Source organism: Simplicispira piscis, assembly GCF_054783455.1.
The window spans coordinates 77,691-91,734 of record NZ_BAAGQN010000018.1 but is presented as its reverse complement, the minus strand read 5'-3'; the positions used below and the strand labels follow the sequence as shown (position 1 = coordinate 91,734).

Sequence of the window (14,044 nt, the reverse complement as noted above, 5' to 3'; positions counted from 1 at the left end):
ATGTCCCTAAATGCCCCTGCGGCCTCCATCCTGGTGGTCGACGACGAACCCGACCTGCGCACCCTGTACGAGTTGACCCTGTTGCGCGAGGGCTACCGCGTCGACACCGCCGCGACTTTGCTCGAGGCGCGCCAGCAACTGCAGGCCAAACGCTTTGACGTGGTCATCAGCGATATGCGCCTGCCCGACGGTTTTGGCATGGAACTGCTGCAAGATCTGCGCGACCAGCAGCGGCGCGAGCGCTGCGTGGTGATGACGGCCTACGGCTCTGCAGAAAATGCCGTGGAAGCCCTGCGTTCAGGCGCCTTCGACTACCTCACCAAACCGGTCGATCTCAAGCAGTTCCGCTCTGTCGTGGCCTCTGCGGTGCAAGGGGGCGATGCGGTTCCCCCGCCGCGCAGCACCCGCAGCAGCCCCGCCCGCGACGGCGCCACCGACTCCGGAGTCCCTTGCAGCCTGTCGATGGCCCGCCTGGTGGGAGAGTCCGAGGCCATGCGCAACGTCAAACAGCGTGTGGCCAAGGTGGCGCGTGGCATGGCGCCCGTGCTCATCCGGGGCGAGTCGGGTACGGGCAAGGAGCTGATCGCCCGCGCCCTGCATGCCAGCAGCCAGCGCGCCAGCGGCCCCCTGGTGGCCGTCAACTGCGGCGCCATCCCTGAAAATTTGCTGGAAGCCGAATTTTTCGGCGCCCGCAAGGGCTCCTATACAGGCGCGACGCAAGACCGCCAGGGGTACTTTCAGGCCGCGCAGGGCGGCACTCTGTTTCTGGACGAAATCGGGGACCTGCCACTGGCCATGCAGTCCAAGCTGTTGCGCGCCATCCAGGAGCGCAGCGTGCGCCCGCTGGGCTCCACCCAGGAAGAAACCGTGGATGTACGCATCGTCAGCGCCACGCACCACGACCTGGCCTCGGCCGTGCAGACGGGACGATTCCGGCAGGATTTGTACTATCGGCTCAACGTCATCGAAATTTTCATCCCCCCGCTGCGCGAGCGACGCGAAGACCTACCCGCTCTGTGCGAGGCTTTGCTGGCGCGCATTGCGCTGGAGTCGGGAGGCCCCGTGCCCCAGCTCACCCCGCAAGCGCTGGCCGCCATCACCACCCACGCCCTGCCCGGCAATGTGCGCGAGCTGGAGAACCTGCTGCACCGCGCCGTGGCGCTGAGCGAAGGCGATGTGCTCACGGTGGAAGCCGCAGGCCCGTCGGCTGCCGACCGTGCCTTCGATGCAACCCCTGCAGCACCCCCCATCACCCCCGGCAACCCGGCCCCCACGTCTACCACCGCCGAGCTTCCCCATGACCTGCAGGCCTGGCTCGACCAGCAGGAGCGTGACATTCTGGTGCGCGCACTGCAAGCAGCCCATTTCAACCGCACCGCCACAGCGGCCCGACTGGGCATCAGCCTGCGCCAGATCCGCTACCGCATCGCGCGCCTGAACATTACCGCGCCCAATGACGACAACAACGCCGACGCAGAATCCTGAAACCCCGACACCTTCCGTCTGGGTGCAGGGCTGGCACGGCAGCGCCCGGCACTTGGCTTCGCCCAACTACGGCCCCCGACCTGCACAGGCGCAGATTGATCTGATCGTAGTGCATTCCATCAGCCTGCCGCCCGGCCAGTACGGCGGCCAGGCCGTGCAAGACCTTTTCCTGAACCGCCTGGACTGGGACGCCCACCCTTACTACCAGAGCATCCGGGGCCTGCAGGTTTCAGCCCATTTCTTTATCGAGCGCGATGGCACGCTCTGGCAGTTTGTCGATTGCGACCAGCGCGCCTGGCATGCAGGGGCATCCCAATACCGCGGACGCAGCCAATGCAACGACGATTCGATCGGCATCGAGCTCGAAGGGCTGGAGGGTGCAACGTTCGAACCTGCCCAGTACAACGCCCTGGCACGGCTGTGTACCGACCTGGCACAGCGCTATCCCATTGCCCACATCGCAGGCCACGAGCACATCGCACCCGGCCGCAAGGCCGACCCAGGGCCAGGGTTTCAGTGGCCGCAACTGCAGCGCCTGCTGGCGTGGGATGCACGCCGCTTCCCAGCCCACACCCTGCAGCCACTGCGCTGATACGCCCCGGCCTACAAAAAAAATAGCAGCAGGACGCCTGAATCAAGGCGTCCGCGCCGTCCCCGCACCTCGCAGGGGCGGTTTTCCTGCGCCCCTGCGGCAACCCAGCCAGTACGATCTCCAGCCCAAAAATACACTACATATAGTGTATTAATTTAAATTTCACATCACCTATAGTGTGAAATTGATTATCATCAATCAATTCACCGCCCGTCTTTCGGCGGCCTGTTCGGGCGCCAGAGACCTCTATCACCCCTTCGACGAGAGGACGCCATGCAAGCTGCCACCCCCATCTCCACCACGCCCATTGCGCCCCTTGTTGCAGGGGCGCACACACCAGCCCGCCTGTCTGCGGCGGCCTCCGACTTATCGCACTACCAGATCCTCCGGCGCAACGGCGCCGTGGTGCCGTTTGTCCCGCAGAAGATTGCCGTCGCCATGATGAAAGCCTTTCTGGCGGTGCACGGCACCCAAGGTGCAGCCTCGGCCAGCGTGCGCGAGGTGGTGGATCAGCTCACGCAGGCCGTGGTACGCGCGCTCATGCGTTCGCGTCCGGGCGGCGGCACCTTCCACATTGAAGATGTGCAAGACCAGGTGGAGCTGTGCCTGATGCGCGGCGAACACCACGAGGTCGCTCGCGCCTACGTGCTGTACCGCGAACGCCGCACCCAGGAGCGCGCACGCCAGACCGAAACCCAGGCGCCCAGCACCCCGGCGCTGCATGTCATCGATGGCGACCAACGTGTCGCACTCGACATGAACCGTTTGCGCGGCCTGATCGAGTCCGCGTGCGCGGGGCTGGGCACTGATGTCCAGGCTGAACCCATCGTGCAGGAAACCCTGCGCAATCTCTACGATGGTGTGCCGCTGGAAGAAGTACACAAAGCCGCCATCCTGGCCGCACGCACGCTGATCGAGAAAGACCCCGACTACAGCTTTGCCACGGCCCGATTGCTGCTGCACACCATTTCCCGCGAAGTGCTGGGCCGCGAAGTGGCACAAGGGGATATGGCGCAGGCCTATGCAGACTACTTTCCACAATGCATCCGCAAAGGCGTCGAGAACCAGCTGCTTGACGAACGCCTGCTGCAGTTCGACCTGACCCGCCTCGGTGCGGCCCTTGAGGCCGGGCGCGACCTGCAGTTCGATTACCTGGGCCTGCAAACGCTCTATGACCGCTACTTCCTCCACGTGCGCAAGACGCGCATTGAACTGCCCCAGGTCTTTTTCATGCGTGTGGCCATGGGGCTGGCGCTGGGCGAGATTGACCGCGAAGCCCGCGCCATCGAATTTTATGAAGTGCTCTCGCGCTTCGACTTCATGTCGAGCACGCCCACCTTGTTCAACAGTGGCACGCTGCGCTCCCAGCTGTCGAGCTGCTACCTGACAACGGTGCCTGACGATCTTGATGGCATCTACGAATCCATCAAGGAAAACGCCTTGCTGTCCAAGTACGCCGGCGGTCTGGGCAACGACTGGACGCGCGTGCGCGCCTTGGGCAGCCACATCAAGGGTACGAACGGCGAATCGCAAGGCGTGGTGCCTTTCCTCAAGGTGGTGAATGACACGGCCGTCGCGGTGAACCAGGGCGGCAAGCGCAAAGGCGCTGTGTGCGCCTACCTGGAGACCTGGCACCTGGACATCGAGGAGTTTCTGGAGCTGCGCAAGAACACCGGCGACGACCGCAGGCGCACGCACGACATGAACACGGCCAACTGGATTCCCGACCTGTTCATGCGCCGTGTGCTGGAAAAAGGCCAGTGGACGCTGTTCTCCCCCTCCGATGTCCCCGACCTGCACGATCTGTTCGGCAGCGCATTCGAAACAGCCTACGTGGCCTATGAAGCGAAGGCCGCCCGTGGCGAGATCAAGCCCAGCAAAACCATCCAGGCGACCGACCTGTGGCGCAAGATGCTGACCATGCTGTTCGAGACTGGGCACCCCTGGATCACCTTCAAGGATGCCTGCAATGTGCGCTCGCCACAGCAGCATGTGGGCGTGGTGCATTCGAGCAACCTGTGCACCGAGATCACGCTCAACACCAGCGACAGCGAAACGGCCGTCTGCAACCTCGGTTCGGTCAACCTGCTCAACCATCTGATCCGCAACGCGGATGGCCAACTGGCGCTCGATCACGCCAAGCTGCGCCGCACCGTGGGCATTGCCATGCGCATGCTCGACAACGTCATCGACATCAACTACTACGCGGTGAAAAAGGCGCGTGATGCCAATCTACGCCACCGTCCGGTAGGCCTGGGCCTCATGGCGTTCCAGGACGCGCTGTACGAGCTACGCATTCCCTACGCCAGTGAGGAAGCCGTGGAGTTTGCCGACCGCTCCATGGAAGCCATCTGCTACTACGCCTACTGGGCCTCGACCGATCTCGCAGCCGAGCGGGGTTGCTATTCCAGCTACCGCGGCTCACTGTGGGAACGGGGCATTCTGCCGCTCGACTCGCTGGATCTGCTGGCCCAGGCACGCGGAGGGCATGTGGAAGTCGATCGCTCGGTCACCCTCGACTGGGACGCGCTACGCCACAAGATTACAAAGGACGGCATGCGCAATTCCAACTGCGTAGCCATCGCACCGACGGCCACGATCTCCAACATCGTGGGTGTGGACGCTTCCATCGAGCCCTGCTTTGGCAACCTCTCCGTGAAGTCCAACCTCTCAGGCGAATTTACGGTGATCAACCACAAGCTGGTGAGCGATCTCAAACGCCTGGGAATATGGGATGACGTGATGGTCATGGACCTCAAGCATTTCAAAGGCTCACTGCACGCCATCGACCGTGTGCCACAAGAGATCAAATCCCTGTACTCCACCGCTTTCGAGGTGGAACCACGCTGGCTTGTCGAGGCCGCATCGCGTCGCCAGAAATGGATCGACCAGGCGCAGAGCCTGAACATCTACATGGCGGGCGCGTCTGGCAAGAAGCTCGACGAGACCTACAAGCTCGCATGGCTGCGTGGCCTCAAAACCACCTACTACCTGCGCACACAAAGCGCGACCCATGTCGAGATGAGCACGGTCAACACGCGCCAGCTCAACGCCGTTGCATCGGGCCGCGACGATAGCGCCATGGCATCACCGGGCACGCCACAAGAGACGTTGCCCGCCAGCGATGTGCGCTTCTGCGCCATCGACGATCCCTCGTGCGAAGCCTGTCAGTAGCACTGCGTACACAGGTCGCTATACAACGGCGACCTCACATGTGTTTTCAAGCAACAAAACAGCGCAGCGCAGCACATAGGCGCTTTTCATTTTGCAGCGCTGCTTCCATAATCCGAACACTGGAAAAACCATGCTGAACTGGGACGAAGAAGTCACATCCTCATCGCAAAGATTTTTCGACGGCGGTCTGCAAGAACACCGCTTGGCGGCATCGGCGCCGCTCTCTGCATCGCTCGCCGATTCATCTATCAGCGCTCACGCAGCAGCTGCGCCTGCAGCCTCCACCGCTTCTGAATCAGGAGCAGTGCGTGCGCAGCGCGTGAACGCAGCCGACAAACGCATCATCAACGGCAAGACCGACGTCAATCAACTGGTGCCGTTCAAATACAAGTGGGCCTGGGAGAAATACCTTGCCACCTGCGCCAACCACTGGATGCCGCAGGAAGTCAACATGACGCGCGACATCGCGCTCTGGAAAGACCCGAATGGTCTGACCGAAGATGAACGCCGCATCATCAAGCGCAATTTGGGTTTCTTCGTCACCGCAGACTCGCTGGCCGCCAACAACATCGTGCTCGGCACCTACCGCCACATCACGGCGCCCGAATGCCGTCAGTTCCTGCTGCGTCAGGCTTTTGAAGAAGCGATCCACACGCACGCGTACCAGTACATTGTCGAATCGCTGGGTCTGGACGAAGGCGAGATCTTCAACGCCTACAACGAGGTGCAGTCGATCCGTGACAAGGACGAATTCCTGATCCCGTTCATCGAGGCCATCAGCGACCCGCACTTCCACACCGGCACACACGAAAACGACCAGACACTGCTCAAATCGCTGATCGTTTTCGCCTGCCTGATGGAAGGTCTTTTCTTCTACGTTGGCTTCACGCAAATCCTGGCGCTGGGTCGGCAAAACAAGATGACCGGCGCCGCCGAGCAGTACCAGTACATCCTGCGCGACGAGTCCATGCACTGCAACTTCGGCATCGACCTGATCAACCAGCTCAAGCTGGAGAATCCCAGTCTCTGGACTTCCGCATTCAAGGAAGAAATCAAGACCTTGTTCATCAAGGCCGTAGAACTTGAATACAGATACGCCGAAGACACCATGCCACGTGGCGTGTTGGGTATGAACGCTTCCATGTTTAAGGGCTACCTGCGCTACATCGCCAACCGCCGCGCCACCCAGATCGGACTGGAAACCCTCTTCCCCAACGAAGAAAACCCCTTCCCCTGGATGAGTGAAATGATTGACCTGAAGAAGGAACGCAACTTCTTCGAGACCCGCGTGATCGAGTACCAGTCGGGCGGCGCGCTCTCCTGGGACTAGCGCCCGGCCTTCCCATACCTCCATATGAAGCTCGCCATCGACTCCACAGACAGCCCAGCCATTTCACGTGGTATCCACGGGCACGGCTGCGACGGCCGTCGCGCACGAAAAGCCCATGCGCTGACGGGATGGCACGCTATTGCCTCCTGGCCACAGTAGCAGCACACCCGCGCAATGCAACACCACACCACGCTCCGCCCACTTGGCACCTGTCCGTGCCTTGGGGCACAGCGTCCCCGTATTCATGGAAATGGGCACAAGCCCATCTCCATGGATCGCTCCTTGCCCAATGTAGGCGTGGAGTGCTCTTTGCTCACTGACCCAAGGAGAAAATGATGGCAACTGCGAAGAAACCCGCCGCCAAGAAGGCGGCTCCCGTGAAGAAGGCTGCACCCGCCAAGAAGGCAGCAGCACCGGCAAAGAAAGTGGCTCCAGCCAAAGCCGCTGCGCCCGCCAAGAAAGCGGTAGTGGCAAAGAAGGCTGCGCCCGCTAAAAAGGCCGCAGCACCGGCAGCGAAGGCCACCGCTCCCAAGGCCGCTCCCGCCAAGAAGGCCGCGGCACCTGCCAAAAAAGCCGTAGCGGCCAAGAAGGCAGCTCCAGCGAAAAAGGCGGCGCCCGCCAAGAAAGCAGCTCCAGCCAAGAAGGTCGTAGCGGCAAAGAAAGCGGCACCTGCAAAGAAGGCGGCTCCTGCCAAGAAGGCCGTAGTGGCCAAGAAGGCCGCGCCCGCGAAAAAGGCTGCGCCCACCAAAAAGGCAGCAGTTCCTGCAAAGAAGGTAGCACCCGCCAAAACCGCGGCACCTGCAAAAAAAGCAGCAGAACCTGTAGCCAAAAAGGCGGCATCGGCTCCCAAGAAAGCGGCACCAGCCAAGAAGCCTGCAGCAGCCAAAGCAGCTCCTGCGGCACAGACGACGCTCAACCCCCAGGCTGCATGGCCTTTCCCTACGGGCTCAAAGCCCTGATACGCAGCCCCGGCTGCGCATCACAACCCGGTGCCCTGCACCGGGTTTTTTTATGCCTGGGCCATCAGCGATGCGGGATCGAAATCCAGCGTGTAGTTCTGTGGTCCACGCGCCGCAATTTTGAGAGCCCCCAGGCGGTTACCCAGCGCAGCACAGCGCGCCAGGGGCCAACCCCGCTCCAGGCCGAAGAGCAGAGCGCCACGCCATGCGTCACCGCAGCCTGTGGGGTCGACAATCTGGGTGGGCACAACCGGTGCCACTTCGGTCCGAATTCCCTCGACCCAAACCTCGCAACCCTGCGCCCCGAGGGTCACCACCAAGCCTTCCACCTTGCGCGAAAGCGCGGCCAGATCGAGGCCTGTGCGATCGCACAGCATCTTGCCCTCGTAATCATTGACCGTGACCCAAGACGCCTGCTCCACAAAGCGGGTGAGCTCCTCGCCCGAGAACATGGGCAGACCTTGCCCCGGATCGAAAACAAAGGGAATGCCCGCCGCCTGGAACTGCGCAGCGTGTTCGATCATGGCGTCGCGCCCATCAGGAGCGATGATGCCAATGCGCACTTCTGGCATGCTGGCGTCGATACGGTTCGCATGGGCTTGCATCATCGCGCCAGGATGAAACGCCGTGATCTGGTTGTTATCGCGGTCGGTCATGATCATGGCCTGTGCGGTGTAAGTGTCATTGACCTGGCCTACGCAACGGGTACTGATACCCAGATGGGACAGGCGCTGCAGATATTCGGCCCCATCGCTACCCAGCATGGCCATGGGTACAGGTTGCCCCCCCAACAACTGGAGACTGTAAGCAATGTTGCCGGCACAGCCGCCAAAGTCCCGGCGCAGCGCGGGCACCAGAAACGAGACATTCAGAATATGCAACTGATCGGGCAGGATCTGCTCCGAAAATCGCCCTTCGAAGGTCATGATGGTGTCAAACGCCAGGGAACCGCAAATCAGTGCTGCCATATCAATCAATCGTTTGGGCGCAAGGCCGTTCAGGGATAAAAAGCCAGCACCCGGTAACCCGTGATGCGGACACCGCCCGATGCCAGAAGAATCGCCGTGGTCGCACTCCACTCTCCTTGCGCCGCCAGTTCAGCGGGCGCGGAAAGCTCTGAGGGCTGCAAGACACGACGCACAATCGGCTGATTCTGCGCATCGGTCAGCGTCAGTTCGATGGATGGCGTTTCTACCGGCATACGTGCACGGCTCTTCAAGGTCAGGGAAAACTGGTATTCATCGCCGCGCACTTTGTGGAAGGACGATCCATCCACGTCCACCGCTGCAATCTGGCGGTAATGCCCCACAGAGCATTGCAGCGGGCGGCACAAGACGTCCAGCAAAGCCTTGGCCTGCGGCCAGGATGCCGCGATGAAATGGCGCTCGTGCACGGCGACCTGGAGCAGCAGCGCGCAAAGCAGGCACACACTCAGCAAGGCCAACCCCATACGCACCAGCGGTTTACGCCAGAACGCCTTGCGCCGGGCCGCCCGCACAAAAGAAAGCTCTCCAGCAGATGCGTTGTCTCCCGGCTCCGCTTTATCCTGCATGTCCGCAGGCATGGCCTGGCGCAGTGGATCCTCCTCCACCGGCAGATCAAGGTGGTCTGCTTCTTCGACTGCCGCACCCTCCTCCTCTGATGCGAGACTCCTCGGGGCATCAGGCAGCAAAGGTGTCGGCTCCTTGGTAATCGAGGTCACCGCCGCAGCAGGCGACACCGGCCCATCCACCGATGCCTTTGCCGACTGCAGTGCCTCGCGCTGCAGGAGCACATCATGAAGAGCATCGCGCAATGCCCGCTCAATCGGTGGTGGCTCTGGCTCTGGTGTCTGCGCCAACGACGCCACTGCAGGCTCGGGAGTCAACGCTTTCGGCCAATCCGCATCGGGCTCCATCCCAAATTCGGTCTCTTGCCACTCAGGCGTGGGCAGTTCATAGCCCGGTGGTTCTTCCTCAGACGACGCCGCAGGCTCAAAATCAATGGCGGGCCAATCCATCGCAGCAGACTTGGTTTCAGCCAATGCCGGGGACGCCGATGACGATGGTGCAACACGTTCTGGCGGCAGGGTGAACGGCTCAGGTACAACGGTTGTGCGCGCCCGGCCAAAAATATCGGTCCCAGCCTGCCCTGGCAAAGGCTCCAAGGCAAGAAACGGTGGCACACCGGGCTCCGGCACCTTCAAAACAGCAGACGTATCAACCTGCGCCTGCGTCCGTTCGGACGCCAGAGGCGCAGAAAACTGGGCAGGTAAGGCCTGCGCCCGGCTGCTTCTTTCAGGCGGCGCCGCAGTGGGGCCCCATGTTTTTGCAGCGCTCTCGGCGCGGCGCACCGGTTGTGGCGGTGCGCGCAGCTTGTCCAGCGCGAGATCCGGCATAAGTGCCGCGGGGGGCTGTGCTTGCAGATACGCAGCGGCGTCAAAAACCTGCTTGCAATACCCGCAACGCACCCACCCGTCAGAGATGCGCAACTGATCGGCAACGACCTTGAACATCGTCGAGCAAGACGGGCAGCGGGTGATCTGGCTCATGCGCTGTGGATTGTAGAGTGGACCACGCCGCGCTCGCGCTAGCGCGACGCGGTCATAAGAATCCAGCCATCTTCACAGTCTGCCACCGCGAGGGACAGCCAGGGCGCATAGGCCTCCTGCAGCTCTTGCGCCTGGCGCTCCAGAATTCCAGCCAGCACCAAATACCCTCCTTGCGCCACATGACTGCACAAGAGAGGAGCCAGCACACGCAGGGGTGTCGCCAGAATGTTGGCCAGCACGGTCTGGTAGTGACCCTGCGCTTTGTCTGGAAGTCCGGCGCGCATCTGCACACCATTGGCCTGGGCATTGAGTGCGGCAGATTCCACTGCGGCCGGATCAATATCCACCGCATCAATGTCGGTGGCGCCAAACTTGGCCGCCCCGATGGCCAGGATGCCCGAGCCACAGCCATAGTCCAGCACGCGCCCCAGCGCACCTGCGGATCCGTGGTGGGCGATCCAGCGCAGGCACATGCGCGTGGTGGGATGCGTGCCCGTGCCAAAAGCCAACCCAGGATCGAGACGGATGATGCGACGTGCCTGCTCTGGTGGCTCATGCCAAGTCGGCACGATCCAAAAATTTGCAGTGATCTCGACGGGCGTGAATTGCGATTGGGTCAACCGCACCCAATCCTGGTCGGCCAAAGCCGTCACCTGGCAGGCTTCGCAACCAGCAAAAAAATCCTGCGCCTCCAGCAAACGCTGCGCGTCCTGCGCACCGGCTTCGGTCGCAAACAGCGCGACCACACGGCTGCGCTGCCAGCCTTCGCTCGGTGGAGGCATGCCAGGCTCGCCGAACAAGGCCTGCTCGGCATCGGTCTGCGCATCGGCATCTTCGACCGAAACACTGAGCGCATCCAGCGCATCCAGCGCTTCGCTCAGGACTTCGACCCGGTCTTGCGGACACATCAGGCTGAGTTCAAACATGGCTTCGCGCCTCCCATACGGACAAAGGGCGCGGTATGCGCGCCCTTCAGGTTGTTCAGAAACTGACGGCCTCAGCGCTGGCGCTGGGACAGCCACTCTTCAAGATAGTGAATATTGGTGCCGCCGTCCATGAACTTGGCGTCCACCATGAGTTCACGGTGCAACGGCACATTGGTATTGATGCCTTCGATCACTGTTTCGGACAAAGCCGTGCGCATGCGCGCCAAGGCCTGCTCGCGCGTGTCGCCATGGACAATGATCTTGCCAATCATCGAATCGTAGTTGGGCGGCACAAAGTAATTCGTGTAAATATGCGAGTCCACCCGCACCCCCGGCCCACCGGGCGCGTGCCATGTCGTGATGCGCCCTGGCGAAGGAATGAACTTGTAGGGGTCTTCGGCATTGATACGGCACTCAATGGCGTGACCGCGGATCTGGATCTGGCGCTGCGTGAAAGGCAGTTTCTCGCCCGCAGCCACCATGATCTGCGTGCGCACGATATCCACACCCGTAATCCATTCGGTGACTGGATGCTCCACTTGTACGCGCGTGTTCATTTCAATGAAATAGAACTCGCCGTTTTCGTACAGAAACTCGAACGTACCCGCGCCCCGATAGCCGATTTTTTTGCAAGCTGCCACGCAGCGGTCACCGATACGGTCAATGAGCCGACGCGGAATACCGGGCGCCGGCGCTTCCTCAATCACCTTCTGGTGACGGCGCTGCATGGAGCAGTCGCGCTCGCCCAGATACACCGCGTTGCGGTGTTTGTCGGCCAGGATCTGAATCTCGATGTGGCGCGGGTTTTGCAGGAATTTTTCCATGTACACCGCAGGATTGCCAAACGCGGCACCCGCTTCGGCTTTGGTCATCTGCACCGCATTGACCAGCGCGGCCTCGGTATGCACCACGCGCATGCCGCGCCCACCACCACCGCCCGCGGCCTTGATGATGACCGGGTAACCCACCGCTTTGGCAATACGGCGGATCTGCACAGGATCGTCCGGCAGTTCACCGTCAGAACCGGGCACGCAGGGCACGCCCGCCTTGATCATGGCCTGCTTGGCAGACACCTTGTCGCCCATGGTGCGGATGTTTTCGGGCGTAGGGCCAATAAACTGGAAACCACTCTTTTCCACGCGCTCGGCAAAGTCGGCGTTTTCACTGAGAAAACCGTAGCCCGGGTGGATCGCCTCGGCATCCGTCACCTCGGCCGCCGAGATGATGGCCGGCATGTTCAGATAACTCAGCGGGGACGGCGCAGGGCCAATGCACACAGCCTCTTCGGCCAGCTTGACGTATTTGGCGTCGCGGTCGGCCTCGGAATACACCATCACGGCCTTGATGCCAAGTTCATGGCAGGCGCGCTGGATTCGAAGGGCGATTTCGCCGCGATTGGCGACCAGGATCTTTTTAAACATGTTGTTTGCCCACAATGAGACACGATGCGTGCAGCGCTTGAAACTGACGCGGCCAGCACCAGCATCCGCCGCGCAAGGGCCGCCCCGCCGCGCTGGCGGTGTCCACCTTCCCGCAGTGCGCAGCCCTGCGAGGGAAGGGGGAAGCGGCGAAGCCGCTCAAGGGGTTGTTCTCTCTCACTCGATCACGAACAAGGGCTGGCCGTATTCCACGGCCTGGCCGTTTTCACCCAGGATGCGTGTGACGGTGCCGGACTTGTCGGCCTCAATCTCGTTGAGAATCTTCATGGCCTCGATAATGCAGATGGTCTCGCCTTCCTTGACTTGGCTGCCCACATCGACAAAGGCCTTGGCGCCAGGACTGGAGGCGCGGTAGAAAGTCCCCACCATGGGCGACTTCACCACATGGCCCGCGGGCTCAACGGGCGCCGGCAGCTCGGCAACCGGGGCTACGCCCGCAGGCTGGGCCGGCGCGGGAGCCATGGGCGCTGGTGCATACTGCTGCACCACGGTTCCGCCGCTCTTGACAATGCGGACCTTGCCCTCGGCTTCGGTGATTTCGAGTTCAGACACATTCGACTCGGACACCAGGTCGATGAGGGTCTTGAGTTTTCGCAAATCCATGAGAGCTCCAACAGCTAAAAACTGAACAGGGCGCGAATTTACTCCAATTTCACCCTTTTTTATCCTTTCCCCAGCAATTTCCATCAATTGACCGCAACGGTCCGGGTCAAAAATCTATGGTTCCGACTGAAACGCCTCATATCAGCCGGGACCACTGGCGCAAATTCTCCGGTGTTACCTGTCCGATCTTACGGTGAAGAATACGCCCATCGGCCGCGAACAACACAGTGAAAGGCAAGCCGCCCCCCAGATTTCCCAGCGACCGCGGCAAATCGGTTCCGCCCAGGCCGGCCATAGCAATCGGAAAATCCAGTGGCGTGCGCTCCAGAAAACCCCGCACCGCCGATGGTTGATCGACGGCGACACCCATCACTTGCCAGCCTTTGGCCGCATTTTCGCGGTAAAACCCGTTCAACAGAGGCAACTCGGCGATACAAGGAGGACACCAGGTGGCCCAAAAATTGAGCAGCAAAGGCTTACCCTTGAACGCCGCTGCAGCCAGAGGTTGGCCCGCCGGCGTCTCAAAAGACAAGTCCCAGAAAACCTGACTGGCATCCGAAGCTTCTGCAAAGGACTGGTTTCGCCACCACGACCACCCCCCGCCTGCGGCCGCCGCTGCGGCAGCGACCCCGGCATACAGCCACAAATGGCGGCGCCTGGAAACAACGCCCGCAGGGGCTTTCGACATTTCAGGCGCATCAGCGCCCGGCGGCACGGGAAGAGGATTCGTCACTGATCAAGCTCCAAAAGCAGGCGCACGGCAGCCGTATCCCCACGGGGCGAGCGCCCCCGGGCATCGGGCCGCAAGGCACCGCGCAAATCATCAAGGTCGTAGATCAAAAGGTGCACACCCACCACAATCTCCAGCTCGCGGGACAAACTTCCCACACTCAGTGCTTCAACAGGTTTGCCATGCAGGCCCGGCACGGTGCTGGGTTCATAGCTCACACCATGGTCAATCAACGCTATTTCTGCTGATTTTGAGTCATCGCAAAACAATTGCAGG

General features: G+C 61.5%; 11 protein-coding genes and 1 pseudogene. 5 read left to right on the top strand and 7 right to left on the bottom strand.

Going from position 1 to position 14,044, the window contains the following annotated elements; genetic code table 11:
* The 5 genes from ACYVOC_RS13925 (at position 1) to ACYVOC_RS13905 (ending at position 7,540) form a co-directional block, all read left to right on the top strand.
* Positions 1-1,485 (top strand): sigma-54-dependent transcriptional regulator, encoded by a 1,485-nt coding sequence (locus ACYVOC_RS13925; protein WP_116002980.1) that lies wholly within the window; start codon positions 1-3, stop codon positions 1,483-1,485.
* The gene (gene ampD / locus ACYVOC_RS13920) at positions 1,454-2,077 is read left to right on the top strand and encodes a 1,6-anhydro-N-acetylmuramyl-L-alanine amidase AmpD (RefSeq protein WP_116002979.1); all 624 of its coding nucleotides are present in this window, start codon (positions 1,454-1,456) and stop codon (positions 2,075-2,077) included. The genes ACYVOC_RS13925 and ampD overlap by 32 nt, the downstream gene beginning before the upstream one ends.
* A 273-nt stretch (positions 2,078-2,350) precedes the next feature.
* Entirely contained in the window at positions 2,351-5,251 is a 2,901-nt protein-coding gene (locus ACYVOC_RS13915) for a ribonucleoside-diphosphate reductase subunit alpha (protein ID WP_461162195.1), read from the top strand.
* A 130-nt stretch (positions 5,252-5,381) separates the two neighbouring features.
* Complete coding sequence (locus ACYVOC_RS13910; protein WP_461162194.1) at positions 5,382-6,581, top strand: ribonucleotide-diphosphate reductase subunit beta; 1,200 nt, start codon at positions 5,382-5,384, stop codon at positions 6,579-6,581.
* Positions 6,582-6,916: 335 nt separating this feature from the next.
* Positions 6,917-7,540, top strand: a complete 624-nt coding sequence (locus tag ACYVOC_RS13905) for a histone (RefSeq protein WP_116005910.1) — start codon at positions 6,917-6,919, stop codon at positions 7,538-7,540.
* Positions 7,541-7,590: 50 nt separating this feature from the next.
* Here the strand turns inward: ACYVOC_RS13905 and ACYVOC_RS13900 are convergent, their stop codons facing one another.
* The 7 genes and pseudogenes from ACYVOC_RS13900 to ACYVOC_RS13870 all read right to left on the bottom strand — a co-directional run.
* Positions 7,591-8,508 (bottom strand): carbohydrate kinase family protein, encoded by a 918-nt coding sequence (locus ACYVOC_RS13900; protein ID WP_461162193.1) that lies wholly within the window; start codon positions 8,506-8,508, stop codon positions 7,591-7,593.
* A 29-nt stretch (positions 8,509-8,537) separates the two neighbouring features.
* Positions 8,538-9,539, bottom strand: coding sequence for a DUF3426 domain-containing protein (locus ACYVOC_RS13895; protein ID WP_461162298.1), 1,002 nt, complete (start codon positions 9,537-9,539; stop codon positions 8,538-8,540).
* Positions 9,540-10,108: 569 nt separating this feature from the next.
* On the bottom strand, positions 10,109-10,996 hold the full coding sequence (gene prmA / locus ACYVOC_RS13890; protein WP_461162192.1) for a 50S ribosomal protein L11 methyltransferase: 888 nt from the start codon (positions 10,994-10,996) through the stop codon (positions 10,109-10,111).
* Positions 10,997-11,067: 71 nt separating this feature from the next.
* Entirely contained in the window at positions 11,068-12,417 is a 1,350-nt protein-coding gene (gene accC, locus ACYVOC_RS13885; RefSeq protein ID WP_461162191.1) for an acetyl-CoA carboxylase biotin carboxylase subunit, read from the bottom strand.
* Between the two features lie 174 nt (positions 12,418-12,591).
* The gene (gene accB, locus ACYVOC_RS13880) at positions 12,592-13,038 is read right to left on the bottom strand and encodes an acetyl-CoA carboxylase biotin carboxyl carrier protein (RefSeq protein WP_116002974.1); all 447 of its coding nucleotides are present in this window, start codon (positions 13,036-13,038) and stop codon (positions 12,592-12,594) included.
* A gap of 136 nt (positions 13,039-13,174) precedes the next feature.
* Positions 13,175-13,726 (bottom strand): TlpA family protein disulfide reductase, encoded by a 552-nt coding sequence (locus ACYVOC_RS13875; RefSeq protein WP_461162190.1) that lies wholly within the window; start codon positions 13,724-13,726, stop codon positions 13,175-13,177.
* Positions 13,727-13,767: 41 nt separating this feature from the next.
* A pseudogene (locus ACYVOC_RS13870) lies at positions 13,768-14,044 on the bottom strand (hypothetical protein); the annotation flags it as partial.